The sequence below is a fragment of the Enterococcus canis NBRC 100695 genome (genome assembly GCF_001544375.1).
GTDB lineage: Bacteria > Bacillota > Bacilli > Lactobacillales > Enterococcaceae > Enterococcus_H > Enterococcus_H canis.
The window spans coordinates 20707-45663 of sequence record NZ_BCQJ01000001.1; the positions used below are offsets into that span (position 1 = coordinate 20707).

A 24957-nucleotide genomic window follows, 5' to 3' on the forward strand; every position below is an offset into this window, starting at 1 on the left:
CTGGTATAGACAGATGCTAGACAATCTTATTTAGAAATAGTATTATTTAAGAAAAAGGTGGAGAGGAGGAACAACAATGAGTACTCAAATGGTCGAAAATGCCGTCCAACAACTGAAATCCGCCAATATTCGCATTACTCCACAGCGTTATGCTATTTTAGAATATTTGATTGAAAATCATAGCCATCCAACTGCCGATGAAATTTATCGGGCCCTTGAGGAGCGTTTTCCAAGTATGAGTGTGGCAACTGTTTATAACAATCTGCGCTTATTTACTGAAATCGGTTTTGTGCAAGAAATGTCATATGGCGATGCCTCTAGTCGTTTTGACTTTAGTTCACATCGGCATTATCACGCAATTTGTCAAAATTGTGGCAAGATCGTCGACTTCCATTATCCGGGACTTGATGATGTGGAATCTGCAGCCAGCCAGCTGACAGGCTTTACCATCAATGAACATCGTTTGGAACTTTACGGACTTTGTCCAGAGTGTCAAGCTGTACATAATAAGGAGGTAACAGAATGAAGACGATCCAAACAGATCAAGCACCAAAAGCTATCGGGCCATACGCTCAAGGAAATGTGATTGGCGGACTGCTTTTCGCCTCCGGTCAAGTACCATTAGATCCTGCAACAGGTGAGGTGGTGGGTACAACGATCGAAGAGCAAACACGCCAAGTCTTGAAAAATATTGAAGGTATTTTGACGGCCGCCGGTTCTGATTTTGACCGAGTGGTTAAAACAACCTGCTTCATGAAAGATATGAATGATTTTGCGGCTTTTAACGAAGTCTATGCAACAGCCTTCAAGGATCATCTGCCTTCTCGTTCTGCGGTGGAAGTAGCCCGCTTACCCAAAGATGTGCTGATTGAGATCGAAGTCATTGCTTCTGTAAATTAAAGTTTTCTAATTGAGAATTTGATTCACAAGCTGAGAATAGAGATATTCTCGGCTTTTTTTGGTTGAATTACGGGAAATTATTGAGATATTGTGAAAAAATAGCAGGCGACTTCACAAGTATATTGTTTTTGAAGGCGTTATTAGTTTGCTATAATTACAAAGTAATAAACGTCATTAGGACGATTTTTTAGAAAGAAGGGATTTTCCGTGAAAGTTGTAGTTGTAGGATGTACCCACGCTGGGACAGCAGCTGTTAAAAGTATTTTAGCGAACCAAAAAGATGTAGAGGTTACAGTTTATGAACGAAATGACAATGTTTCATTTCTATCTTGTGGGATCGCCCTTTATGTAGGCGGCGTTGTTAAAGATCCAGCCGGCTTGTTCTACTCTAACCCTGAAGAATTGAAATCACTGGGTGCCAATGTCAAAATGGAACATGACGTGACCAATATCGACACTGAAAATAAAACTGTTACCGCAAAAGATTTAAAAACTGGTGCTGAAGAAACCGTTTCTTATGACAAACTTGTGATGACTTCTGGTTCCTGGCCAATCGTGCCGCCAATCAAAGGCATTGAATCAAAAAATATCCAATTATGTAAAAACTACAATCAAGCCAATGAAATCATTGCGAAGGCTGAAAATGCCAATAAAATCGTCATCGTAGGTGGAGGTTATATTGGGATTGAGTTAGTCGAAGCTTTTGTAGAATCAGGTAAGGAAGTAACCTTGATTGACGGATTAGACCGCATTTTAAACAAATATCTAGACAAACCATTTACAGATGTTTTAGAAAAAGATTTAGTTGATCGTGGTGTAACATTAGCTTTAGGTGAAAATGTGGAAGAGTTTGTAGCCGATGAAGCTGGTAACGTTCAATCTGTAAGAACTAAGAGCGGTAAATTTGATGCTGACATGGTTATTCTATGTGTTGGCTTCCGTCCTAACACGGGCTTATTGAAAGATAAAGTGGACATGCTGCCAAATGGCGCCATTGTCGTGAATGATTATATGCAAACAAGTGATCCAGCAATTTTCGCAGCCGGTGACAGTGCAGTGGTTCACTACAACCCAAGTGCCACGAATAACTATATTCCGTTGGCAACTAATGCCGTCCGTCAAGGCTTGTTGGTTGGGAAAAACTTGACCGAGCAAGTAATGCCTTACCGCGGAACACAAGGAACTTCTGGCTTATACTTGTTTGGCTGGACGATTGGTTCGACTGGTGTGACCTTGGAAAGTGCTAAACTGAACGGTCTAGATGTTGAAGCAACCTTGTTTGAAGATAACTACCGGCCAGAATTCATGCCAACAACGGAAAATGTTTTAATGGAATTGGTTTATGAAAAAGGAACGAACCGCATTGTGGGTGGTCAGTTGATGTCGAAATATGATGTGACACAATCTGCCAACACGTTATCATTGGCGGTACAAAATAAAATGACGGTGGAAGATTTAGCGATTTCTGACTTCTTCTTCCAACCACATTTTGACCGTCCTTGGAACTACTTGAATCTGTTGGCGCAAGCCGCACTGGCAGAAATTAACGCTTAATTTATATCGGTAAGAGGACAGGAGACTGTCCTCTTTGCTTTTATAAAAGGGTTTTGTATAATAAAGGGGAGATTCAAGAAGAGAGGGAACAAGATGAAAAAAAGCGGTCGAGCCTGGCTCGTTCGTACCTTAGCGGCTCTTTTGGGAGTGGCGATTTTGGCCTTAGGAGCTACAATCTTACGGGTAGGTTTACTGGGACTGGATCCCTTTACAGCTTCAAATATTGGGATGGGCGCCAAGTTTGGCTTGTCACTAGGTGTGTATCAATTAGGCGTCAATCTGATTATGGCTTTGGGGATTTTTATCTTTGGTCGTAAGTATATTGGTTTAGGTACCGTCATCAATATGGTATTGGCTGGCTTTTTCATTGACTTGATGACGCCATTATTGGAAAGCTTCCATTTTTCTATTACACTTGCTAGTCAAGCGGTCTTTTTAGTGATTGGTATTTTTCTATTTTCACTGGGAACCAGTTTTTATATGTCGGCAGATTTAGGGAGCGCACCTTATGATGCCTTGGCGCCAGTAATTGTGGATCACACAAACTGGCCTTACCGCGTTGTGCGGGTCATTCAAGACTTAGCCTTTGTAACATTGGCTTTTTTCGCCGGTGGACCAATCGGTGTTGGGACCGTCATTACGGCTTTCTTCATGGGCCCTTTGATTGGCTTATGGAATAAGTTCAGTGTTAAATGGATCAATCAATTAGCAGGAGAGTAAGATGGATTATCAAGAAGAAGTAGCAATTTACGGACGGCCGGTAAAAGTCACGGCCAGTTTAATTGGCCCAGATGTCCTCATCACCGTCACTGGTGGCGATCAGCCACACTTGGGTGTTGTCACAGCGGGTACCCGCCTAGAACCGTTACAAACGGTACAGCTGCAAACCCATAAAGAGTTCTACATTACTGAGTCTTGGAGTGTTCGGATTCGCCAAGTCTTTAAGGGAAACTTTTTCGTTGTCAGTGGGGTTCATTTTGACGGTCTAACTAAAACAGAATTACAAGCAGCAACGAAAGAATTAGAGTTGCTTGTTGAAGGAGTAATCAAATGGCTAAACAATATGTCGTAGGTATCAGTGGGGCATCAGGAGCCATTTATGGGGTTCGCTTGCTGGAAGCATTGAAAAAGCAAGGAGTTCATACGCATTTAGTCGTGTCTAAATGGGGCATGGAAAATATTCGCTTAGAACTTGGTGAAACGTCTTTAGCGAGTTTAGCGGATGAATTGCATGATGTGGACCAGCTAGGGGCTAGTATTGCTAGTGGCTCCTTTCTATACGATGGTATGTTTATCGTGCCTGCCAGTATGAAGACTTGCGCGAGCATTGCTCATGGCTTTTCAGACAATCTGATTGCTAGAGCTGCGGACGTTTGCCTAAAGGAAGGTCGCCCTTTAATCCTGTCACCGAGAGAAACACCGTTAAGTACGATCCATCTCGAGAATCTGTTGAAATTAGCCCAAGCTGGCGCACGGATTGTGCCGCCCATGCCAGGCTTTTATAATCATCCAACGAGTTTAGATGATGTAATCAACCATCATGTGATGAAGCTGTTAGATCAAATGGGGTTACATACTCGTAATGAGCATCGCTACACCGGTGAAAAATAAGTAAAGGCTTAAAAGCCTCAAGAAAACTTTTTCTATGATAAAATAAGAATGAGGTGATGATCATGATGGAATTTTTTAAAGAACAAGATGCTTTTATGACAGATTATAAGAAAGTGGCGAAAACACCGTTGCCACTAGCTGAAATCGCTGAAACCGTCAAAACCCAGTTGGATCGGACGCAGGCCAACCATTTCCGCCTACCAGGTAGCAAAACGGTTGATGGCAAAGTCCACGCGTTTCCTTTTGACCGGACGATTTTAACAGACGAAAACGATGGCACCCTAAGCACGGTTTATACCTATACAGGGGAACCGTATGAGCTGGAAGATTTTCGTGACGAGGAACAAGCTTAAGGATTACTTTTTTGACCAACGAACTTTCGTTGGTCTTTTTTGTCGTCTAAAATGAGTGTCAGTTATCCAATGAGTGAGGATTTTATAGTATACTGAATTGGAAAGTAGGGATCAGCATGTTAACTATTAAAGACTATTTGACGGCGGGGGAGACCGCTGTTTCCGATCTAGTATTCGACCATTATCATCATATTGGACTAACAGCCGAGGAATTGTTGCTCTGGCTGCAATTATACAAAGCCCAAAAACGCGGGGAAGCTTTCCCAGATGTCGCCAAAATTGCGCAACAATTAGGCATCGCAGTCGATTCGCTATATGGCAGCTTAGAACAACTTTCTAAAAAGAACATGTTAGCGATTGATACACAACAAACAGCCCAAGGCCAGCTCATCGACCGTTATGATTTGACACTGCTTTTTGACCGAATTGGCGAATATTTAGACAAACGCCAGCAGAAGGAAGTCTTAGACGAGCAAGAGGTTGCCGTGGATAAGGTTTATCAAAATATTCAACAAGAATTTGGGCGAACACTTTCGCCAATTGAGATGCAAACAGTAGACGAATGGATCAAAACGGACCAATATGCACCGGAGTTAATCCAGCTAGCATTGAAGGAAGCCGTTTTAAATCAAGCTTATTCGTTAAAATATATGGATCGCATCTTATTGTCATGGGAACGGAAAAATATCCGCACGAAAGATCAGGTAGAGCGGGAGCAACAATTACGTAAACGGGGCCAACTACGCAATGGGGAGGACACCACTAAGCAGAGTGATGTGCCTAAAGTGCCTTTGTACAACTGGCTAGATCCTAAAAAGGGAGGGGACTAAGTGCTGTCAAAAGCGAAAACGCAAGAAGCAATTCGCATCATGGGTGAAATGTTTCCCGATGCTCATGGGGAATTAGTCCACCGCAATAGCTTTGAACTATTGATTGCCGTGATTCTTAGTGCTCAAGCGACGGATGTCGGCGTTAACAAAGCAACCCCAGCGCTGTTTGCTGCTTATCCTACACCGGAAGCCTTAGCTCAAGCTCCATTAGAAGATGTTATGGCTAAGATCAAGACAATTGGACTCTATCGGAACAAAGCAAAAAACATTAAAAATTGTGCCCAAATGCTGTTAGATGATTTTGGCGGCACAGTACCTCATACGCGAGAGGAACTGATGCGGTTACCTGGCGTTGGCCGTAAAACAGCAAACGTGGTGTTGGGCGATGCGTTTGGCGTGCCGGCGATTGCAGTAGACACTCACGTAGAACGTGTCTCTAAACGCCTGCGTATCTGCAAACAGAGCGCCTCTGTTTTGGAAGTAGAAGAGACGCTCATGAAGAAGCTGCCAGAGTCTATCTGGGTCGACGCTCATCACCGAATGATTTTTTTCGGACGCTATTATTGCTTGGCTCGTGCCCCTAAGTGTGAAGGCTGCCCACTCCTGTATATGTGTCAGGATGGACAAAAACGCTTGGGTATTAAACAAGCAAAATAAATTTAAAAAACGTGTTGAACAGCCGTATAGGCAATTCAACACGTTTTTTTGTCTCTGCTACGCCACTACTTTAATCGATCAAAAAAAGCTGTAAACAACTCCACTAGAGTATGTTTACAGCTTAATAAATTGTTTAAAGAGGCATCAAGCCGCCGAGGACTGTTGTGTTTCTTCAGTTGGTTGCGAGCTGCTTGGCGGGGTGGTAGAACTTTCTGGCGGCGCACTGCTGCTAGAAGGTTCAGGCTCGGAAGAACTAGACGGTGGTGTTGAGGATTCCGGCTCTTTTGATTCTTCAGTTGAGCTGGAAGACTCGCTAGATTCTTCAGAGGATTCTGTTGATTCCGTCGACTCTGTTGTTGATTCAGTTGTCGAAGATGGCGGTGTTGAAACAGAACTTTGTGGTATTTGGTTATAGCCATCTTGGTAAAGCTCACCGCCAATTCGGGTTACGCCATTAGGCATTTCCCAATCATCATTGGACACTTTACTTGCCATTTCAGTCATCGCTTCCCGGTAAACATCAGAGGCAATTTGCTGATAAGCTTCCGTGATTGGTCGCGATTCCTTATTGTAACCAGCCCAAACGGCGACACTGTAATGGCGTGTATAGCCGACGAAGCTTACATCAGGAACGCCTTCGCCATCAACTTCTTGATCCTCACCATAGTCGGATGTTCCGGTTTTACCGGCTTGAATCAAGCCATCAATCGCCGCATTATTCCCAGTTCCTGACGTGATAACGCCTTTTAGAATGTCTGTAATCATGTAAGCTGTGACATCTGTCATGGCGCGTTCGCCCTTAGATTCAAAGGATTGTTCGGTATCATCCTGGAAGACGATTTTCTTCACGTAATAAGGTTTATGATAGGTACCGCCGTTAGCAAAGGCAGAATAGGCGCCAGCTAAACGTTCAGTAGAAACACCATATTTCTTGTCAGAATCGCCACCGGTATAACGACTGGAAATAGCATTGGAATACTGCATAGTCGGAAATTCGATGCCTAAGCCTTTCATGAATTTCGCGGAGTCATCTAAGCCAACTTCTTCTAATAACTTAGCGGCTGGAATATTCCGTGATAGTTCAAGAGCCGTTCGTAAGGTCATATTGCCATAGTATTGGCGATCCCAGTTATATAGTGGGGTGCCATCTGGGTATTTAAATGGTGCATCATCGAGACGGTAAGCGGTAGACAAGTGTAAGTATTCAAACGCCGGTCCATAGTCCGCCATTGGTTTCATCGTAGAACCTACGTCACGCAAGGTGTTTGTGGCCAAGTTTTGACCGAAGCGAACATCCTCGGGGATTTTACGTCCCCCGATTTGTGCGACTACGGCACCTGTGTCCACGTCTACGATCGTAGAGGCAATTTGGAGGTCATCATCTGGATAATTAACGTACTTATCACTGTTGACGACATCATACAAATGATTTTGCGCATCTTTATCAATGGTAGTATAGATTTTAAGACCCTCAGTATAAGGATCGTGTCCAGCTGCTTGGACTTCAGCGATTACTTCTTTGACTGGATTGTCGTAGATGCGATCATCTGAAGCGCTATTGGATTGTTTTTTCAAGCCATCAGTAATCGGTGTAGCCACAGCTTTCTTATACTCATCTTCAGAAATCTTATCATTTTCCTTCATGGTCAATAACACGATATCCCGTCGTTCTTTGGCTTGATCAGGATAGGCGTATGGGTCATAGGAATTAGGTGCTTGCGGCATCCCTGCTAAGAGGGCGGTCTGTGGTAGGTCAAGTTCAGAGAGCTTTTTACCAAAGTAATGCTCCGAAGCAGTTTCCATACCGTAATAGCCATTTGCCATGTAAACTTTATTAATATAGTACGTCAGAATTTCTTGTTTGGATTTTTCTTTCTCCAATTGGATCGCCATCCAAGCTTCTTGCGCTTTCCGTTTCAGAGTTTGATCTTCTTCTTTGGTAGAGAAGTATGACAATTTGATCAACTGCTGGGTTAGGGTACTCCCCCCTTGTAAGCCGCCAGAAGTAAAGTTGGATAGTGCTGAACCGATGATCCGGATAGGGTCAACGCCAATATGCTTGTAAAAACGGCGGTCTTCCACAGAGACGATTGCGTCTTCCAATTGTTGAGGTACCTCACTAGGCTCTACAACTACGCGAGTCTCGGTGCCGAGATCCATCATCAGTGAATTGTCCGCAAAGTAAAGTTGTGCAGAGGCTGGTGATTCTAATTCTTTGTCGCTGATTTTAGGGGCGTCCTTGGCGTAAAACCAGAAAAGTCCAACGCCTGCAAGAAAAGCGACACAGCCTAAAGCAACCAAGCCTAGAAAAATATTGAGAATAATTTTACCAACACTTTTTTTGCCAGTACCTTTAGGCTTAGGTGCTTTGTTCGATTGTTGCGAGCGACTACTACGGGTTGCCCGAGATTGCTCATTTGCCATCTTGTTGTCTCCTTTGTAAATAAAGTTCCACTGCTTCTAAATAAGGAATACGTGGGGCGATGCCCATGGTGATTTCAATTCCGGAAGATTCAATCTCGCTAAGGGTAATTGATTTCAGTGTTTGCCACTGCTGGATCAACGTCTCAGCTGGATAGAAGAAACAGCGATTCAAACTTGAAAACCACATGAGAACAAAACAAACCCCTTCTTGCGCAAGACATTGCGCCATGTGATCGATTTGATGCTGGTGAAAGTTCTTCAAGGGAAAAGAGGTCTTATTTTTGGTCTCTTTCGCCTCAAAATCCAGATAAAAACCGCGGTAAACACCATTGTAATCAGTGGTGGAGGCATGACGAAAATAGGCCTCTTTGATCACAGCAGCACTTCTACGCGGGTAATCGACTTTCACGATTTGGATCGGCGTGGGCTTTTTGTGAATAACTGCAGTACCGTGATTCAGGTAATACTGGTTGCTGCGGTTGATCTCTTCTTCGAAATCCATCCCACGTTTGCCAAACTCGATCTTAGACTTCGTTGGGGCTTGTCTTTTTATTTTGTTTGGGTCATCATGTTGATAAGGGGTTCCATTAGGATAATGGAATGTCATTTTAATCACACTCCTGTTCTGAATTATAGCAAAAAGACCAAGAGAAAGGAAAGTTTCTGAATGGAAACAAAGAAAACTTTATATTTTAGCGGCTATCGCAGCTTTGAATTTGGTGTTTTTCAAAAAGAAGACCCCAAAATTACGGTAATCAAACACGCACTGACGGATAAGCTACGGGAATATCTCGATCTTGGCTTGGAGTGGGTGATCACTAGTGGCAATCTCGGAACAGAATTATGGGCGTTGGAGGCGGCGTTTGCTTTACAACCGGAATATCCGGAATTAAAGACGGCTTTGATTTTTCCTTACCAAGGGTTTGGTGAAAAATGGAATGAGGCCAACCAAACTTATTTGCAAGAAATCAGTGCCCAAACGGATTTTGTTGAAAGTACATCCCATCGACCGTATGAAGGGAAGAATCAATTAGTTGCTCATACACAATTTTTATTACAACACACTGGTGGAGCGGTGTTAGTCTATGATGAAGAGTTTCCTGGGAAGACTCAGTGGTTCCTACGAGATGCGCGAACGTATCAAGAGCAAACGGACTATTTGCTGGATTTTATCACGATGGATGACCTGCAAAATACGATTATCGAATAATCTGTTTGATTTTCTGTAATTTTTCATATACAATTATCCTGATAGATTATGCCAATTGAAATCATACTATAATAAATGAGGTGCAGAAAATGGCAAACTTGATTTATACTCCAAAAGATATCTTACAAAAAGAATTCAAAACGAAAATGCGCGGCTATGACCCAGTTGAAGTGGACGAATTTTTAGACAATGTCATCAAAGACTACGAAAACTACAACAAAGAGTTATTAGCGTTAAAAGAAGAAAACGACCGTTTGCAAGCAAAAATCGACCAACTATCAAAATCGCAACAAGTAGCTGCTCGTGTGCAAACAGAAGCGCCTAAGAGTGCAGCAGTGACGAATTTTGACATTTTGAAACGTTTGTCAAACTTGGAACGTGAAGTATTCGGGAAAAAATTGAGCGATGACGAAGAGGCTGCACCAGCGCCGACACCAACTTCTACTCGTAGTTCTCAAAACTACTCATCTTATGATGATAACCAAGAAACACGTCAATTTTAATTGACATACTTTTGCAATTTTTGGGTGATCGCGGTCTGACTTGTGCAGGCTGAGGAAAGTCCATGCTCGCACAAGCTGCGATGCTTGTAGTGTTCGTGCTTAGCGAAACAATAAGCTAAGGTACTCTTTGGAGTAACGGCGGGAAAAAGAGCTAAGGCTTCGGCTATGCTTTAGTATCCCTGAAAGTGCCACAGTGACGAAGCATTTTGGGAAACCAAAATGGTGGAACGCGGTAAACCCCTCGAGCGAGCAACCCAAACTTATGGTAGGGGCGCTCTTCCCAAGGAATTGAACGAATGGAAGAGGCAGATTCTTCTGCAGATAGATGATTGCCCAGTGGTTTTTTGCCTGAAAAAAACCATGGACAGAACATGGCTTACAGAAAATTGCATCATCAGGTGGGGTTGTGACATCCTAATGTCCCAGCTCCTTTTTTGTATCAAACCTGCGGCAGCTGCCGCAATGACATAGACACAGGGAGATAAAACATGACGAAACAATTTAAATTAGTGGCGACCGCGGCTTCGGGGATTGAAGCCCTTGTAGGGAAAGAGCTGCGTGACCGCGGCATTGATTGCCAGGTAGAAAACGGAAAAGCCTTGTTCCACGGGGATATGAAGACGATTGCTGAAACGAATCTTTGGCTACGCACGGCGGACCGGGTGAAAATCATTGTCGGCGAATTCAACGCTTATAGTTTTGACGAACTATTCGAGAAAGTTAAAGCGTTGCCTTGGGAAGACGTGATTCCTTTGGACGGCAATTTTCCTGTTGCCGGAAAATCCATCAAGTCTAAGCTTTATAGTGTGCCCGATGTACAGGCTATTACGAAAAAGGCAATTGTCGAGCGTTTACGTCAAGTGTATCATCGTCCTAGCAGTGTGCCTTTTCCAGAAACCGGGGCTTTATATCAGTTAGAAGTGGCGCTGCTGAAAGACAAAGTGACATTAACATTAGATACCACAGGCCCAAGTCTGTTTAAACGCGGCTATCGTTTGGAAAAAGGTGGCGCGCCACTTAAAGAAAATATGGCAGCGGCTTTAGTCACTTTAACAAATTGGCGCAAAGATCGGCCATTTTATGATCCAACTTGTGGTTCAGGCACGATTTGTATTGAAGCGGCTTTGATTGGACATAATATTGCCCCTGGTTTCAATCGTTCATTTGCCTGTGAAGAGTGGTCCTGGTTTGACCAATCTGTTTTTGAAACAGCTCGCACTGAGGCTGACCAAGCAGCTGATTATGATATCGAGTTGGATATTATGGGAACAGATATTGATGGTCGCATGATTGAAATCGCCAAAGCGAACGCTGAAGAAATCGGTTTAGGGGATAGCATTACCTTTAAACAGTTAGCTTTGAAGGACTTCCGTACAGATAAGGAATATGGCGTTATCGTTTCCAATCCACCTTATGGGGAGCGTTTAGGCGATGAAGAAAAGGTTCGGGCGCTGTATAAGCAAATGGGCGAAGTCTATCGTCCTATGAAGACTTGGAGCAAGTATATCTTGACCAGCGACTTGGCGTTTGAAGAATATTATGGAGAAAAAGCAACGAAAAAACGTAAGCTTTACAATGGTGCCTTGCGGACGGACTTGTTCCAATACTGGGGCACGCGACCACCACGGAAAAAAATGGAAGAATAAGAAAGCAACCTGCGAGCGAAACTCGTGGGTCTTTTTTTGCTAAATCTGCCACTACAAAAATCGGCGAAAGTGAGGTACACTGAACGGGTAGCAAAAGGAGGAATTTGGATGGAAGAAAAGGATTTTTTACAGGAAATCAAAGAGATTGAAATGATTAAAGAAGCGCTTGGCTTACTGGAATGGGATGCCCAAACAGGTATGCCGGAGGCGGCTAGCGATTTTCGCGGCGAAGTATCGGGTTACCTAGCAGGTCAAGCCTTCAGCCGCTCGATTGGTCCTAAGATCAAAGAGGCCATTACAACCTTGAAGCCTGAAAACTTATCTGAGGTTGGTCAAGAGGTCTTAACCTTCGTTAAAGAGGAATATGACTTGAATAAAGCCATTCCGGCAGATCGTTATGAAGCGTTTATGAAGGAAACGTCAAAAGCGCATACTGCTTGGGCTAAGGCCCGTGCTTCACAAAACTTTGATGATTTTAAAGGCTCTCTAAGTGCGATTATTAGCTATTTGAAAGAGTTTATTCCACTTTGGCAAAAGGATGAAGCCACAGCCTATGATGTATTGTTGAATCAATATGAACCTGGTATGACCGTTGAGAAATTAGACGCGATCTTTGGGGAAGTGAAGGACGGCATCATGGCACTAAGAGCCAGACTTGCTGAAGGAACAGCTCCGCAAACTGACTTCTTAAGCCGTAAAGTTACCAAGGCGCAGCAAAAACGCTTTGCTGAAACAGTCGTAAAAGAGTTAGGCTATGACTTTGAACGAGGCCGTTTAGACGATACCATCCATCCATTTATGTTGGATTTAAATCGGAATGATGCGCGGATTACGACACGTTGGAATGAACATGATTTTTCAATGGCCATTTTTGGTATCATGCACGAGGCCGGTCACGGGATGTATGAACAAAACATCGACCCAAAATATGACCACACGCCACTCTCAACAGGGACTTCTATGGGGATTCATGAGTCACAATCTTTGTTCAATGAGATTATCATTGGCAGCAACCAAGCTTTTTGGCGCAAACAATACCCATTTTTCCAAGAATGCACGGAAGGAACCTTTGATGATATTGATTTTGATACCTTCTACCGTGGCTTGAAACAAACACGGGCTAGCTTGATTCGGATTGAAGCGGACAGTCTAACCTACCCACTGCATATTATTATTCGGTATGAATTAGAGAAAGAAATCTTTAACGGAGACGTGACGGTAGAAGAATTGCCAACACGTTGGAACGATAAATATGAAGAGTATCTAGGAATCCGACCAGAGAATGATTTGGAAGGTATCTTGCAAGATGTTCACTGGTCTGGCGGTAGCTTCGGCTACTTCCCATCTTATGCCTTAGGCTATATGTATGCAGCGCAACTGTTGCATGCTATGGAGGAAACAGTGGATGTTGATGCAGTTCTGGCTTCCCAAGATTACAGCCCCATCAAAAATTGGCTGACGGAGCACATTCACCGCTATGGCGCTTCTAAAAAGCCAAATTGGTTGATTCAAGAAGCAACTGGAGAAGCGTTGAACCCACAATACTTGTTAGATTACTTGAAAAAGGTCTATTACACAGCTTATCAAATCAATGACTAGTAATTCATTATGAAAAGTGCCGCCTACCAACAGTAATTGTTGAGAGGCGGCACTTTTTTATAGAATGTGGTAATCAATCAGATTCTTTGAGTTACTGTGACTAACGGAGGCGTTGGCGTAACTGTTCAACCGCTACAACTAAGAGCGGCAGGTAAAGGAAAACTAAACTAATTCGCTGCCACAAGCCCCGGTAAGGAAGTTGAAATTGATTTAACACAGGAATTCGCGGCCAAGCGAAGAGCAGTGAAAATAAGGCCGAGATACAGAAAAGTACTAAGAATAAACAAACTTCACCAATCCGTTGTTGCTGATAAGCAACGGCCGCAAAAGCTAGCGGAATCAATAATAAGCCCACAAAGCCAATCCCTGAACCGGCATCATGAATAAAGGTAATAATAGGATGGACGCTACCGCTGGAATCGATACTGAACAGGCCCGTGATGATACAGTCACCGATGCCAAAAGCAGCGACCCCAAGCGCAATTACCTTTGCCCAAAAGGGAGAAGTCTCTGAAAAGGTTCGGTATAGTGCAGGGATTGCCAATAAAAACAAGGTTCCTGTCACAACTGACCAGATATTAAATACCAAATGTGTCGGGCTGCCCGGCTCACCTAAGGCACTAATCAATGTGCGAGTCTGATCAAAATTTGGATAGAAACGCCCCAAAAGATACGGCGTTGCCAAATCACCCAAGACGGCTAAAATCAGACAACTATAACCAAAGAGCATCATAGGCTTTCCTCCAATCCGTTTTCTCTAATTATACCAGTCACCAAAAGGATCTTATAACAATAAGCTAATAAAGAGGAGGGCTGCTGCGATTTGAACGAGGCCGACACCACCAGCGAAGGCTAAAAATTTAGGGCCTTCTTTTAGGAATTTACGAAAATCTAGTCGCAAACCAATCGCGGCTAAGGCGATAGTTTCAAACCAAGAACTAATGAAATGAGCGCTGGTATCAATAATAGTCGGTAATTGAATAAAACTATTAAGGACACAACAGACTAAGAAACCTGCCACATACCAAGGTAATAAGCGACGTTTTGTCGTCGCTGCCGCAGGTGCTGGTTGGATTCGCCCAAAAACAAGTACCACTACAACTAACAACATGATACGCATAATTTTAAATAAGGTAGCGTATTGTAAAACTTGGCTATTGACCATGCTAGCGCTAGAGACAACTTGCCCTACTGATTGCAGCGTCCCGCCAATCAAGGCGCTTTGAGCCAAAACGTTGTCGAAAACCTGAACGGCAATCAAAGGTAATAAGAGCATCATGACAGTTCCTAACAAGTTGACTAAGGTGATGATCTGCCCTTTTTCCTCTTCCTCGGCGCCAATCACGGGGGCGATAGAAGCGATGGCGGAAGAACCACAGACTGCGTTTCCACCTGCCATTAGTAACGTCATGGTCCGGGAAAAGTTAAGTTTCTTGCCTAACCACCAGGTCCAGAGAATGGTCAACGACATTTGCAAAAGAATGAAAAGCACGCCGCGCCAGCCGATTGTTTGAATCGTCTGGAAGGTGACGGTTAAACCCAACAGGACCACTGAGATTTCCAAAAGCTTGCTTTCCGAAAATTTTGTGCCTTTTTCCCATAAGGACTGGCGAAAAACGGTATTGCCTAATAAAATACCGCAAAGAATAGCCAAGGTTGCCGCGCCTAAAGTTGGTAAAAAGACTGCCAAGCCTTTTGCTACGATGGCCACTGCTACGGATAACCCTAACCCAGGTAACACTTTTTTCATGAAAAAACCTTCTTTCCACTCCAAAGTATAGCGAAGAGGGGAAAGAAGGTAAACCTTACGACTTATTTTTTTTGAGACCTTGTCTCGCTAGATGATCGGCCCCTTTATTTTCGGATTCGGGAATCCATTTAACGATTACTAAGGGAAACTGCTGACTCAGCTGATTAAAGCGCACTAAGTAAGGTGCAAATACTGGATTTTTTGTATGATTGCGATCTAGCGTTTCGCTGACCACTTTGCTATCCGTATGAAAAAAGAGCGTTTCTGTTGTATCTTGTAAATATTCTAGGGCGGTAATCAGTGTCGCGAATTCCGCTTCATGGTTATCCATTTTACCTAAAGGAAAACTTAATTGTTCATGGATATTAGGTCCAACAATCAACACACCGCCGCCGGATAGCCCAGTGTCGCCTTTGGTGGAAGCATCAGTATAAATTTTCAGCACATTAATCGCCTCATTTTGCTTTTGTTTTTTTTCGGGGCTGTGATAGTATTATACCATATGGATGGAGGGCGTTAAGGAAATGAAGAAATTACGATGGCAGCCGGAAACGGCAGTTACCATGATTTACTGGTCCTTTACATTAGGCATCTTTTTCGTAGCCATGATCTTTACATTGGAGAAGACGCATTTATATACTACTTCCTATATTATTTTGGCCTTCTTTTTCCTGTTTGCTTATCTAGGATGGAATCGTTATTTGGTGGTAGGGGATACCTTGCGGATTAAATCTTTGTTGTGGTTTCATTCCCACACGTGGCGGCCGGCACAGGTACAAGAAATCATAGTGGCACAAAATCATATATTGATTCGCGCTGACCGCAATTTTCAACTCATGATGCGTAAAAAAACATGGCAGGAATTTGTAGCAGCTGTTCAAAATTCGCCTTTTCGGGATGTGTTGACGATTGTGACGGAATTACCGGAAAATTAAAAAGACTGGTCGAGGAGCCACTGTAAAAGCAGCGGCCTGACCAGCCTTTTTCTATTCAATAATCGTGACATGAGCCGCTTGCAGACCGCGAGTGCCTTCCATGACTTGAAACGATACTTGTTGATTTTCTTCCAAGGTTTTAAAACCGTCGCCTTCAATCGCCGTGAAGTGAACAAAAATTTCCTCTTCTTCGTTATACAAAATGAAGCCATAGCCTTTTTTGCTGTCGAACCATTTCACAATACCTGTCTCCACATTCAACACTCCATTTCTTCGATTGTAGGTTGTTCCCATTATAAAGAAGTTCGGCGAGAGCGTCAAATTTTGCGAAGAAATAGATGAAAGTCAGCCATTTTTATGTATAATAGTTTTATGAACATTATTTGGTGTTCGTCTTTAAAAAGTTCGGGAAAAGAGGGTTCAGATGAAAACAGATATTGAAATTTCACAAGAAGCAGAGCTATTGCCGATTAAAGCCGTTGCAGAACAGGTAGGCCTAACAGAGGATGATTTGGAAGCTTTTGGGAAATACAAGGCTAAAATCGAGTTCGACACTTTGCGACGCTTAGCCGAAAAGCCAGCAGGTAAATTGATTCTAGTGACATCCATCAATCCCACGCCAGCGGGTGAAGGAAAATCCACCGTAACAATTGGCCTAGGCGATGCTTTGAATGCAATCGGCAAGCCAACAGTAATTGCTTTGCGAGAACCTTCCTTAGGACCTGTTATGGGCATCAAGGGTGGCGCAACGGGCGGCGGCTATGCACAAGTTTTACCAATGGAAGATATCAACTTGCATTTCACTGGCGACATGCATGCTATTACGACCGCCAACAACGCTTTAGCAGCTTTATTAGATAACCATCTTCAACAAGGAAATCAACTAAGCATTGACCCACGGCGAATTATTTGGAAACGAGTGGTTGATTTGAACGACCGCGCTTTACGGCATGTAATGGTGGGGCTTGGGGGTCCTATTCAAGGTGTGCCGCGAGAAGATGGCTTTGACATCACCGTTGCCAGTGAAATTATGGCAATTTTGTGTTTAGCAACGGACATTGAAGATTTGAAACAGCGGATTTCTAATATTATCGTGGGCTATACGTATGAACGGGAACCGGTAACGGTGGCCGACTTAAAAGTCGAAGGTGCGATTGCTTTACTATTAAAGGATGCTATCAAACCAAATCTCGTGCAAACGATCTATCATACCCCCGCGTTAGTTCATGGCGGACCTTTTGCCAACATTGCCCATGGCTGTAACAGTATTTTAGCGACACAAACGGCCCTGCGCTTAGGCGAGTATACGGTAACGGAGGCTGGCTTCGGGGCTGATTTAGGCGCTGAAAAATTCTTGGATATCAAGGTACCAAACTTAGGCAAAGCACCCGATGCAGTAGTCGTTGTTGCAACGATTCGCGCACTTAAAATGCACGGCGGCGTGTCAAAAGACGCTTTAGGCTTAGAAAATGTTGCGGCTTTGGTAAAAGGTTTCGCCAATCTGCAAAAACATATTGAGAACATGAAGGCTTATGGGCTGCCGGTAGTGGTAGCAATCAATGAATTTGTCACGGATACTGCTGACGAAATCCAAGCCTTGAAAGAGCTCTGTGAAGCGATTCAAGTCCCCGTTGAATTAACTAGTGTCTGGGGCGCAGGACCTGTTGGCGGCAAAGCCTTGGCAGAACGGGTCGTGCAAGTTATTGAAGCTGAAACGCCTAATTTCCATACGATTTATGCTTCTGGTGTTAGCTTAGAAGAAAAAATCACGACTATCGTGACAGAAATCTATGGGGGCAAGGACGTCAGCTTTAGTCCGAAGGCGTTGAATCAATTAAAGACATTCCACAAATATGGCTGGAACCGTTTACCAGTTTGTATGGCAAAGACGCAATATTCCTTGTCTGACAATCCAGCCCTTTTGGGACGACCAGAAGATTTCACGGTTACAATCCGTGAGTTTGTACCAAAATTAGGAGCAGGCTTCATTGTTGCGCTGACAGGGGACGTCATGACGATGCCGGGCTTACCGAAGCACCCAGCCGCTTTGAATATGGATGTGATGCCCGACGGCACAGCAGTTGGTTTGTTTTAAAAGATTAAGGCGATGGCATAAGTCATCGCCTTTTTTGTTGCCATATTCACACTGCAAGAGCCAGTTATACGAAAAGAAATGTGTTTAACTGGCATAGAGATAAGATTTAATAATGCTATACTTAATGTATAAGTAGATGGTTCATCCAGTCGTAACTTCGCTGCTCTAGCGCTTTTGGGTTAAGCAAGTCTACGAAAGCTAGGGTTCCATAAAACGCTATTATTATAAAACTATTAAATAGAAAAATTGAGAACTCTACGGCTAAATTTACAGGACTTGTTCAAAAAGCAAGTCCTGTTTTCTTTTTATTGATATAACCTGATATAATTAGTTTGAAAGATTAATCAATGAAAGATGAAAAATGTAAATATCTTAGAGGTGGAGAAATGAGAAAACTAAAATACCCTTATTTTTTGAATATGGAGAGGCTTATAGAGTTAGCCGATAGCATTAATTTAGAAACAGATTATAATTTGATAGATATTCTTGAATTCCATAATATATTGAAGTTTTTTATCAATAAGAACTACCCTCAAGAGCTTTCTGAACAACAAGTAAAAGACGCAAAGGCCAAAATATGTCAGATAGTTCCTCCTTTTTTTAAGAATGAAACAAAAGAAGATATTATCAATGATTTTAAATATATACTTGATCCAAAAAATATAGAGAGCTTAGAGGAAATAGACAAAAAAATAAAGGGTGGGTCTCTGAACCACGATAGTGAAAAAAATTATATATTACAATATAGAGAAGATTACCTAGAATGTTTTGAAAAATATAATTTAGCTGAAAGGCTTGATGAAGATAGTTTAGGGGAAGTATTTCAAGATATAGAGCTACCAATCCATATATTATTAGAAACAAACTATTTTATTAAAAATTACCCTCAATTGATGGAAAAATTATTTCTAAAAAATCCAAATAATATCGAATTATTACTAAATAACTATACTAGCGATTTTACTGGAAATAAAAGAAAATATTATATCCCCGAAAATATTACTAAGGGTGAAATGTATCAACTTTGTTTAGATTATATTGATAACGACTTTTCTAACGGTAATTATCCTAAGCTTATTGAACAAGGAATTCAAGGTATAAAGGAACTTAATATTGATGGTAAGTTAAAATTAAAAGCAAAAAAGAAAAATGAAGAGATTGAAAAAAAGCTGTTTTATAGTGAAGATGGAACTTTTATAAATAGTGGCTTTAGCCAAAAAATTGTTGTTCATACACAGAAAAAAGATTATGATAATGAAATCTCAAAAGTTAAGTCTCTGATTGAGACGGATTGGCTTATAGAAAACAACGAGCCTGAAACTTTATTGAATTATTTAATGCACCTAGAAGGTTTTTTTACGAGTAATTGGATTTCAAATTTATGCAGTTTCCCCAATTATGAAGCTTCAGTACTAGAAAGATTTCTTGGAGTAAAATCGCAAAAGCATTATGAAACAAGCTATTCATTTTCGATTAAAAATAGCTTATTACTATTGAGCTTTCAGGCGTTTGAAAATTTTTTAAAAAAAGAACTTAATACACGAATTGAAGACTTGATAAACTATTTTTTTACAAAATATAGTGAAGAAAATTTTCAGGTTAACTGGTTAAGTTTAGATTTTACAAAACAAGATGAAAAAATAAATATTCAAACCAAAAATTTATTTACAGTAGAAGAACATATAAGAAAGCAATGGAACTTGTTAGTTGAGGAAAAAGAAGTTGATAAAGATTTATTTATGCTAGAAAATACTCCCAGAATCAATGCGCTGAAAAGTTTTTTAGATAAAAAATATATTTACGCAAACCAGCATAATTCAGATATTCAAACAATTTTAAACTTATTGTTTTCAGACCAATCAGGAATAACATATATCAACGAGAGTCTATCAGAAGAAAACTTTGTTATGCTTATGCTAAAAAATAGAATTAATAAGAGTGATATTATTAACTTTCATCACCAAGATATCGATTTGTTAATTGATAAAGATGTAATTTCTATTGATGAAAATGGATTCTTGTCTGTAACTACTAAGCAACTAGCAAGAGTAGCAATTCTCTCTAACATATATAAATTTGGAGTTATTCATTATTATCATGCTTTAGATAATTCAATGATATTGAAGATACAACAGAGTGAAATCAATGAAATGATTACAGAAGACATACTGACTTTCGAAAATACACTATTATCAAAACCAGAGGCTGATTTTTTTAACTATATTCTTAATAATTCAGAATATGATAATGCGCTTGGTTTGAGGAATGAGTATCTTCATGGTTCCGTTGTCGATGATAACTATAGAGACTACCTGTATTCATTAATAATTTTAGTAGTATACGTAATTAAGATTAATGATGAACTTACGCTTAATGAGGAGATTCAAGAAACTAACGATGAGCATACAGTGAATAAGGACTATAGAAAGAAAAAGAAATTCAAAGAATTCCAAGAAAAGAACGTTGAAAAAAGCTTGTAGCTACAACTGCTGTAAGCTTGTTCTTTGCCACTTTCTTAGTCTTCCTAGCCGTTAAGCCTTACTATACAGATGTAACAATAAATATACAATTAGGAGGTTTTCAATATGGAGAGACTAAAGAAACAGCAAGCCAATAATTTAGAGAAGCTGGACAAGGTAAAAATCGGATATGTACGAGTCAGTAGTTTAGACGACAGACAGAAGTTAGGCTTTGAAGTTCAAAAAGAAGCGTTAAAGAGTTGAAACATTATTTTCAGTGAGAAACAATCTGGAGACAACGACAACCGCCCAGAACTAACTAAAGCAGTCGAGCTAGAAAACGGCGTGAACAGCTTTTAAGATATATTCATGAAGCTATTCCAAAGGCTGAAATGCTATTTCGTGTGATAACTTTAGATGAATTAGAAACGCTCATTGCTGGAGAAACTAATAAGGAGGCTGATGTCGAACAAAACTTATAAAAAGCACTCAACCAAAGTAATTAAGGGCGGTAAAAAAACATATATCATCAATTCGTTTTTGGAAGATGATTCAAATAGAAACATTGCTCGTGAGAATAAACTTTATAACACCCGCTTTTTGTAAATGATGGCTACACAGGAACAAACTTTAATCGCCCTGGCTTTTAAGAAGCTTTAGAACTAGTGAACAATGGCGTGGTAAAGAACTTTATTGTAAAAGACTTTTCAAGGTTTGGGTGTAACTATGCAGAAGCAGCACTTTATACGGAAATTCTATTTCCAAAATTAGATATTCGCTTTATTGCAGTAAACGACGACGTAGATTCTGAAACACAAGATTCTAATGAATTTCTTGAGATTGTCCGAAAATATACCGCGCTCGAAAGCTTAACGCCTAGAATTGTGAATGAACTCATTGACCGAATTGACATTCATAAACCAGACAAAAGCACAGGCTAGCGAACCCAACAAATAGATATTTACTACCGATTTGTTGGGAAATTAGATGAAATTTAAAGGCGACAAAAAAACCGACAAGCTCTCACTTGTCGGACAGTACCTCAATTTAGTAGGTTATGGATACCTAGCTAATGGATGTGTTTCCTTTTAAAGTGGTCAATAGAAAGTGCCCAAAGACTATTTAATCAGTTTTTGGGCACTTTTCATTTTGTCCGTCTTTATACTGCTGGCCTTAAAACTAGCTTCGATTCATTTCGACATACGCAGAAGCTGGAGATAGGGTATACTAGGTAAAAAGGCGGGTGAGAGAGGATGCGAATTTATCTAAAACGCAAGACGGGGTTTTATGGGATGGGAAGTCCCTTGACGATTAAGCAGAATGGTGAAAAATGGGGCTTGCTCCATCAGGACGAAGGGAAATGGTTTGAGACAGAGGCGGAAACAGTCACGCTCCAAGCCAGTTTTTCATTATTACGGTCTAAACCCATGCGTCTGACAAAAACTGCGGATGGCGCCACATTTGAAGTTATGATGAACCCACAATTGTTATGGACTTACGGGGGCTTGTTTATCGGGATGTTTTTGCTACCGGTGATACTTTTCAATCTTTTTGTCCTTTTGGCGTTTTTGATCGGCTATTTCGTGTTATTATGGAACCTGTCCAAACAAGCTTATATCATAAAGGAGACAACATATGGGTCAGAGAGCTGAACAATTTTTAGCCAGCTTTAACCGAATTGAAAAATGGTTGCGGGAAGCAATGAATAATCCGGCTAGTATGGGTTTTAGTGAGATGGTGCGTCGTTTGGCGAAACGCAAGGAATGGAATATTGCAGCCTACGAAGATGATCTTTTGCAAATGGCACAATTGCGTAACGCGATCGTGCATGAACGAATTTCTAGTGATTTCGTGATTGCGGAGCCCAACGAATGGGCAGTAGCACGAATTGAAACGATTGAAAAAGAGCTATTACGACCCGAAAAGGTTTTACCAAAGTTTGCCAAACGAGTTACCGGATTTGAGCGGGATATCCCTTTGCAAGAAATTCTTAAAACAGTGGATGAAAAGCGCTACTCGCAGTTTCCGTTATACGATAAGGGCACCTTTCTAGGCTTGATTACGATTCGTGCGCTGGGTTTATGGCTGGCAAAAGAAAGCCGTGCCGGTGAAATCCAATTAAAGGGCCGTAAAGCTGAAGAATTGCTCTTGCCGGAATTTAAAAAAATCAATTATCACTTTGTTAATGGCGAGACGACCGTCTTTCAAGTAGAAGAGATGTTCCGTAATGCACCAACCCTTGAAGCAATTCTAATCACAAAAGATGGGGATCCTAATGGGAATCTTTTAGGAATCATTCGTCCCCGTGACATTTATCATATTGAAAAGGAATGACGTACTTTGTTAGCAGTTTATTTGATTATCAGTGCCCTGATTGTTGGTCTCGATCAGTGGGTAAAATATCTGACCGTTGCCAATTTGGCATTAGGCGAAAGTCATGAAGTTGTTCACGGCTTATTTTCCTTCACTTATATCCAAAATACAGGGGCCGCTTGGAGTATTTTAGAAGGCAAAATGTGGTTTTTCTTTGTTATTACTACCGTTGCTGTCGTAGTTATCTGCTACTTATTATGGAAGCATCTACATGATAGCCGTTGGTTTACGATTGGGCTTAGTTTAGTATTAGCCGGTGCGTTAGGTAATTTTGTAGATCGGATGCGCTTAGGTTATGTGGTGGACATGTTCAGACTAGATTTTATCAACTTCCCAATCTTTAATGTTGCCGATATGTCCTTAGTGATCGGTGTTATTTGTATCTTTATTTATATCTTGAAAGACGAGGCAAAAAAATGAACGAAATTGAAGTAATCGTCCATGAAGGCGGCGTGCGCTTAGATAAATGGCTTAGCCAACAGCTAACGGATTATTCCCGTTCTCAAATTCAACAATGGTTGAAGGAAGGCTATGTTTCCATCGCGGGCAAGCCAGTCAAGGCGAACTATAAAACAAAGGGTCAAGAAACGATTTTGATCCAAGTACCAGCGCCGGAAAGTTTAGATGTGGTGGCAGAAGATCTGCCGTTGACAATCGTCTATGAAGACGAAGATGTAGTGGTGGTGAATAAACCCCAAGGCATGGTGGTTCATCCATCAGCGGGGCATCCTAATGGCACCTTGGTCAATGCACTGCTTTATCATGTGAAGGACCTATCGAGTATCAATGATGTGGTCCGTCCGGGTATCGTCCATCGCATTGATAAAGATACCTCAGGGCTATTAATGGTGGCAAAAAATGATCAAGCCCATGAATCTTTAGCGGAACAATTAAAAAACAAAACCTCACTACGGAAATATGTGGCCTTAGTGCATGGCGTGATTCCTCATGATAAGGGGACGATTGAAGCGCCGATTGGTCGTTCCAAAGTCGACCGCAAGAAACAAGCGGTCATTGAAGGCGGCAAACCGGCAGTGACTCATTTTACCGTCTTGGAACGTTTTGATGATTTCACCTTGATTGAGCTGCAGCTAGAAACCGGTCGGACCCATCAAATACGCGTCCACATGCAATATATTGGTTATCCGGTTGCCGGTGACCCAGTTTATGGACCGAAAAAAACCTTAGCCGGCAATGGGCAATTTCTACACGCTAAATTATTAGGCTTCACGCATCCGCGAACAGGAGAGTCTATGGTCTTTGAAGCACCACTGCCAGCAATTTTTGAAAAAACTTTAGAAAAATTACGAAAAGGCGTTGCTTTTTCATAACAAAAACGGTACACTAACTCTAATGAAAAAAGAATATTATCCTTTAAATTAGTCCCGTGAGGCTAAGAAGGAATGAGTACAAAAGCCTATGGTGCGCCATATGGAGATTTTGTACCCGCTGATACTAGACGATCATTCCTCCTGTCCATCTCGGGCAGGAGTTTTTTTGTGTCATCAACCAAATGGAGGGATCATCATGGAAAAAGAAGTTATCGACGCAGTGACAATGAAACGAGCAATTACCCGGATTACCTATGAAATCATCGAGCGGAACAAAGGAATCCAAGACATCGCCTTAGTCGGAATCAAAACCCGCGGGATTTACTTAGCGCAACGCATCGCGGAACGCTTGAAGCAGTTAGAACAAATTGACGTACCAGTTGGAGAGTTAGATATCACTTTGTACCGTGACGATGTGGATCATCAGCAAGAAGAAGCAGAATTACATTCATCTGATATTCCTTTCTCAGTGGAAGGCAAGCAAGTAATTTTAGTCGATGATGTGCTCTTTACCGGGCGGACAATTCGCGCAGCCTTGGATGCGGTGATGGACTTTGGTCGTCCGCAAAAAATTTCCTTAGCGGTTTTAGTTGACCGGGGGCACCGGGAACTACCAATTCGCGCCGATTATGTTGGTAAAAACATCCCCACCTCGACAAAAGAAGAAATCATCGTCGAAATGGAAGAATTAGACGGACAAGATCGGATTTTGATCCGTAAAGACTAA

Annotated in this window: 29 protein-coding genes and 1 other RNA gene; 24 read left to right on the top strand and 6 right to left on the bottom strand. The window is 41.6% G+C overall.

Annotation, left to right across the window (positions count from 1 at the left end):
* Positions 1-76: 76 nt before the first annotated feature.
* The 9 genes from ECA01S_RS00150 to nth all read left to right on the top strand — a co-directional run bounded on the left by ECA01S_RS00150 (position 77) and on the right by nth (position 5905).
* A complete protein-coding gene (locus ECA01S_RS00150) occupies positions 77-526 on the top strand; it encodes a Fur family transcriptional regulator (protein WP_067389277.1) in 450 nt (149 codons plus the stop codon).
* Complete coding sequence (locus ECA01S_RS00155) at positions 523-900, top strand: RidA family protein (protein ID WP_067389279.1); 378 nt, start codon at positions 523-525, stop codon at positions 898-900. The genes ECA01S_RS00150 and ECA01S_RS00155 overlap by 4 nt, the downstream gene beginning before the upstream one ends.
* Positions 901-1107: 207 nt before the next feature.
* On the top strand, positions 1108-2454 hold the full coding sequence (locus ECA01S_RS00160) for an NADH oxidase (protein ID WP_067389283.1): 1347 nt from the start codon (positions 1108-1110) through the stop codon (positions 2452-2454).
* Between the two features lie 93 nt (positions 2455-2547).
* Positions 2548-3174 carry a YczE/YyaS/YitT family protein gene (locus ECA01S_RS00165; RefSeq protein ID WP_067389285.1) on the top strand — a complete coding sequence of 209 codons (627 nt, stop codon included), beginning with the start codon at positions 2548-2550 and terminating at the stop codon, positions 3172-3174.
* Position 3175: 1 nt separating this feature from the next.
* The gene (gene lpdD / locus ECA01S_RS00170; protein WP_067389288.1) at positions 3176-3526 is read left to right on the top strand and encodes a prenylated flavin chaperone LpdD; all 351 of its coding nucleotides are present in this window, start codon (positions 3176-3178) and stop codon (positions 3524-3526) included.
* Positions 3505-4065 carry a UbiX family flavin prenyltransferase gene (locus ECA01S_RS00175; RefSeq protein WP_067389290.1) on the top strand — a complete coding sequence of 187 codons (561 nt, stop codon included), beginning with the start codon at positions 3505-3507 and terminating at the stop codon, positions 4063-4065. The genes lpdD and ECA01S_RS00175 overlap by 22 nt, the downstream gene beginning before the upstream one ends.
* A 62-nt stretch (positions 4066-4127) precedes the next feature.
* Positions 4128-4418: a DUF5960 family protein gene (locus tag ECA01S_RS00180; RefSeq protein ID WP_067389293.1), complete on the top strand. Its 291-nt coding sequence runs from the start codon at positions 4128-4130 to the stop codon at positions 4416-4418.
* A 116-nt stretch (positions 4419-4534) separates the two neighbouring features.
* Entirely contained in the window at positions 4535-5248 is a 714-nt protein-coding gene (locus tag ECA01S_RS00185; RefSeq protein WP_067389296.1) for a DnaD domain protein, read from the top strand.
* Positions 5249-5905, top strand: coding sequence for an endonuclease III (gene nth / locus ECA01S_RS00190; protein WP_067389299.1), 657 nt, complete (start codon positions 5249-5251; stop codon positions 5903-5905).
* 144 nt (positions 5906-6049) lie between these two features.
* Here the strand turns inward: nth and ECA01S_RS00195 are convergent, their stop codons facing one another.
* The gene (locus ECA01S_RS00195; protein WP_067389302.1) at positions 6050-8329 is read right to left on the bottom strand and encodes a PBP1A family penicillin-binding protein; all 2280 of its coding nucleotides are present in this window, start codon (positions 8327-8329) and stop codon (positions 6050-6052) included.
* Positions 8319-8936, bottom strand: coding sequence for a Holliday junction resolvase RecU (gene recU / locus ECA01S_RS00200; RefSeq protein ID WP_067389305.1), 618 nt, complete (start codon positions 8934-8936; stop codon positions 8319-8321). The genes ECA01S_RS00195 and recU overlap by 11 nt, the downstream gene beginning before the upstream one ends.
* A gap of 60 nt (positions 8937-8996) precedes the next feature.
* Between recU and ECA01S_RS00205 the strand changes: the two genes are divergently transcribed.
* From ECA01S_RS00205 to ECA01S_RS00225, 5 genes are all read left to right on the top strand, one after another.
* Positions 8997-9539 carry an SLOG family protein gene (locus ECA01S_RS00205; RefSeq protein WP_067389308.1) on the top strand — a complete coding sequence of 181 codons (543 nt, stop codon included), beginning with the start codon at positions 8997-8999 and terminating at the stop codon, positions 9537-9539.
* A gap of 89 nt (positions 9540-9628) precedes the next feature.
* Complete coding sequence (gene gpsB, locus ECA01S_RS00210) at positions 9629-10042, top strand: cell division regulator GpsB (protein ID WP_067389311.1); 414 nt, start codon at positions 9629-9631, stop codon at positions 10040-10042.
* A 16-nt stretch (positions 10043-10058) separates the two neighbouring features.
* Positions 10059-10426: RNase P RNA component class B (rnpB, locus tag ECA01S_RS00215), an RNA gene on the top strand.
* A gap of 104 nt (positions 10427-10530) precedes the next feature.
* Positions 10531-11688, top strand: coding sequence for a THUMP domain-containing class I SAM-dependent RNA methyltransferase (locus ECA01S_RS00220; RefSeq protein ID WP_067389314.1), 1158 nt, complete (start codon positions 10531-10533; stop codon positions 11686-11688).
* 108 nt (positions 11689-11796) lie between these two features.
* A complete protein-coding gene (locus ECA01S_RS00225; protein ID WP_067389317.1) occupies positions 11797-13287 on the top strand; it encodes a carboxypeptidase M32 in 1491 nt (496 codons plus the stop codon).
* 100 nt (positions 13288-13387) lie between these two features.
* Here ECA01S_RS00225 and ECA01S_RS00230 read toward each other — a convergent pair whose 3' ends face one another.
* From ECA01S_RS00230 to ECA01S_RS00240, 3 genes are read right to left on the bottom strand one after another with little or no spacing between them, the layout of a single operon-like run.
* Positions 13388-14020 (bottom strand): DUF998 domain-containing protein, encoded by a 633-nt coding sequence (locus tag ECA01S_RS00230; protein WP_067389320.1) that lies wholly within the window; start codon positions 14018-14020, stop codon positions 13388-13390.
* 51 nt (positions 14021-14071) lie between these two features.
* Entirely contained in the window at positions 14072-15037 is a 966-nt protein-coding gene (locus ECA01S_RS00235; protein ID WP_067389323.1) for a YeiH family protein, read from the bottom strand.
* A gap of 55 nt (positions 15038-15092) precedes the next feature.
* Positions 15093-15482 (bottom strand): ribonuclease HI family protein, encoded by a 390-nt coding sequence (locus ECA01S_RS00240; RefSeq protein WP_067389331.1) that lies wholly within the window; start codon positions 15480-15482, stop codon positions 15093-15095.
* Between the two features lie 79 nt (positions 15483-15561).
* On the opposite strand from ECA01S_RS00240, the gene ECA01S_RS00245 reads away from it, so the two are divergent.
* Positions 15562-15972: an EbsA family protein gene (locus ECA01S_RS00245; protein WP_067389344.1), complete on the top strand. Its 411-nt coding sequence runs from the start codon at positions 15562-15564 to the stop codon at positions 15970-15972.
* 51 nt (positions 15973-16023) lie between these two features.
* Here ECA01S_RS00245 and ECA01S_RS00250 read toward each other — a convergent pair whose 3' ends face one another.
* Positions 16024-16227, bottom strand: a complete 204-nt coding sequence (locus ECA01S_RS00250) for a cold-shock protein (protein ID WP_067389346.1) — start codon at positions 16225-16227, stop codon at positions 16024-16026.
* A gap of 169 nt (positions 16228-16396) precedes the next feature.
* Between ECA01S_RS00250 and ECA01S_RS00255 the strand changes: the two genes are divergently transcribed.
* The 9 genes from ECA01S_RS00255 (at position 16397) to pyrR (ending at position 24957) form a co-directional block, all read left to right on the top strand.
* Complete coding sequence (locus ECA01S_RS00255; protein WP_067389348.1) at positions 16397-18067, top strand: formate--tetrahydrofolate ligase; 1671 nt, start codon at positions 16397-16399, stop codon at positions 18065-18067.
* Positions 18068-18414: 347 nt separating this feature from the next.
* The gene (locus ECA01S_RS00260) at positions 18415-20547 is read left to right on the top strand and encodes a hypothetical protein (protein ID WP_067389350.1); all 2133 of its coding nucleotides are present in this window, start codon (positions 18415-18417) and stop codon (positions 20545-20547) included.
* A 105-nt stretch (positions 20548-20652) separates the two neighbouring features.
* Complete coding sequence (locus tag ECA01S_RS14090) at positions 20653-20790, top strand: hypothetical protein (protein ID WP_157490278.1); 138 nt, start codon at positions 20653-20655, stop codon at positions 20788-20790.
* 401 nt (positions 20791-21191) lie between these two features.
* On the top strand, positions 21192-21467 hold the full coding sequence (locus ECA01S_RS00265) for a DUF4368 domain-containing protein (protein WP_067389352.1): 276 nt from the start codon (positions 21192-21194) through the stop codon (positions 21465-21467).
* Positions 21468-21779: 312 nt separating this feature from the next.
* Positions 21780-22178, top strand: a complete 399-nt coding sequence (locus ECA01S_RS00270) for a hypothetical protein (RefSeq protein ID WP_067389354.1) — start codon at positions 21780-21782, stop codon at positions 22176-22178.
* Entirely contained in the window at positions 22162-22860 is a 699-nt protein-coding gene (locus ECA01S_RS00275; RefSeq protein WP_067389356.1) for a CBS domain-containing protein, read from the top strand. The genes ECA01S_RS00270 and ECA01S_RS00275 overlap by 17 nt, the downstream gene beginning before the upstream one ends.
* A 6-nt stretch (positions 22861-22866) precedes the next feature.
* Complete coding sequence (lspA, locus tag ECA01S_RS00280) at positions 22867-23319, top strand: signal peptidase II (protein ID WP_067389359.1); 453 nt, start codon at positions 22867-22869, stop codon at positions 23317-23319.
* Positions 23316-24230, top strand: coding sequence for an RluA family pseudouridine synthase (locus tag ECA01S_RS00285; protein ID WP_067389362.1), 915 nt, complete (start codon positions 23316-23318; stop codon positions 24228-24230). Before lspA ends, ECA01S_RS00285 begins: the two co-directional genes overlap by 4 nt.
* 193 nt (positions 24231-24423) lie before the next feature.
* Positions 24424-24957 (top strand): bifunctional pyr operon transcriptional regulator/uracil phosphoribosyltransferase PyrR, encoded by a 534-nt coding sequence (gene pyrR / locus ECA01S_RS00290; RefSeq protein WP_067391045.1) that lies wholly within the window; start codon positions 24424-24426, stop codon positions 24955-24957.

What these genes read in the sequence shown, in the direction of transcription:
- ECA01S_RS00150 (WP_067389277.1), top strand. Translation starts at nt 77, where the DNA reads ATGAGTACTCAAATGGTCGAAAATGCCGTCCAACAACTGAAATCCGCC.
- ECA01S_RS00155 (WP_067389279.1), top strand. Translation starts at nt 523, where the DNA reads ATGAAGACGATCCAAACAGATCAAGCACCAAAAGCTATCGGGCCATAC.
- ECA01S_RS00165 (WP_067389285.1), top strand. Translation starts at nt 2,548, where the DNA reads ATGAAAAAAAGCGGTCGAGCCTGGCTCGTTCGTACCTTAGCGGCTCTT.
- lpdD (WP_067389288.1), top strand. Translation starts at nt 3,176, where the DNA reads ATGGATTATCAAGAAGAAGTAGCAATTTACGGACGGCCGGTAAAAGTC.
- ECA01S_RS00175 (WP_067389290.1), top strand. Translation starts at nt 3,505, where the DNA reads ATGGCTAAACAATATGTCGTAGGTATCAGTGGGGCATCAGGAGCCATT.
- ECA01S_RS00180 (WP_067389293.1), top strand. Translation starts at nt 4,128, where the DNA reads ATGATGGAATTTTTTAAAGAACAAGATGCTTTTATGACAGATTATAAG.
- ECA01S_RS00185 (WP_067389296.1), top strand. Translation starts at nt 4,535, where the DNA reads ATGTTAACTATTAAAGACTATTTGACGGCGGGGGAGACCGCTGTTTCC.
- ECA01S_RS00195 (WP_067389302.1), bottom strand. Translation starts at nt 8,329, where the DNA reads ATGGCAAATGAGCAATCTCGGGCAACCCGTAGTAGTCGCTCGCAACAA.
- recU (WP_067389305.1), bottom strand. Translation starts at nt 8,936, where the DNA reads ATGACATTCCATTATCCTAATGGAACCCCTTATCAACATGATGACCCA.
- ECA01S_RS00205 (WP_067389308.1), top strand. Translation starts at nt 8,997, where the DNA reads ATGGAAACAAAGAAAACTTTATATTTTAGCGGCTATCGCAGCTTTGAA.
- gpsB (WP_067389311.1), top strand. Translation starts at nt 9,629, where the DNA reads ATGGCAAACTTGATTTATACTCCAAAAGATATCTTACAAAAAGAATTC.
- ECA01S_RS00220 (WP_067389314.1), top strand. Translation starts at nt 10,531, where the DNA reads ATGACGAAACAATTTAAATTAGTGGCGACCGCGGCTTCGGGGATTGAA.
- ECA01S_RS00225 (WP_067389317.1), top strand. Translation starts at nt 11,797, where the DNA reads ATGGAAGAAAAGGATTTTTTACAGGAAATCAAAGAGATTGAAATGATT.
- ECA01S_RS00230 (WP_067389320.1), bottom strand. Translation starts at nt 14,020, where the DNA reads ATGATGCTCTTTGGTTATAGTTGTCTGATTTTAGCCGTCTTGGGTGAT.
- ECA01S_RS00235 (WP_067389323.1), bottom strand. Translation starts at nt 15,037, where the DNA reads ATGAAAAAAGTGTTACCTGGGTTAGGGTTATCCGTAGCAGTGGCCATC.
- ECA01S_RS00245 (WP_067389344.1), top strand. Translation starts at nt 15,562, where the DNA reads ATGAAGAAATTACGATGGCAGCCGGAAACGGCAGTTACCATGATTTAC.
- ECA01S_RS00255 (WP_067389348.1), top strand. Translation starts at nt 16,397, where the DNA reads ATGAAAACAGATATTGAAATTTCACAAGAAGCAGAGCTATTGCCGATT.
- ECA01S_RS00260 (WP_067389350.1), top strand. Translation starts at nt 18,415, where the DNA reads ATGAAAGATGAAAAATGTAAATATCTTAGAGGTGGAGAAATGAGAAAA.
- ECA01S_RS14090 (WP_157490278.1), top strand. Translation starts at nt 20,653, where the DNA reads ATGGAGAGACTAAAGAAACAGCAAGCCAATAATTTAGAGAAGCTGGAC.
- ECA01S_RS00270 (WP_067389354.1), top strand. Translation starts at nt 21,780, where the DNA reads ATGCGAATTTATCTAAAACGCAAGACGGGGTTTTATGGGATGGGAAGT.
- ECA01S_RS00275 (WP_067389356.1), top strand. Translation starts at nt 22,162, where the DNA reads ATGGGTCAGAGAGCTGAACAATTTTTAGCCAGCTTTAACCGAATTGAA.
- ECA01S_RS00285 (WP_067389362.1), top strand. Translation starts at nt 23,316, where the DNA reads ATGAACGAAATTGAAGTAATCGTCCATGAAGGCGGCGTGCGCTTAGAT.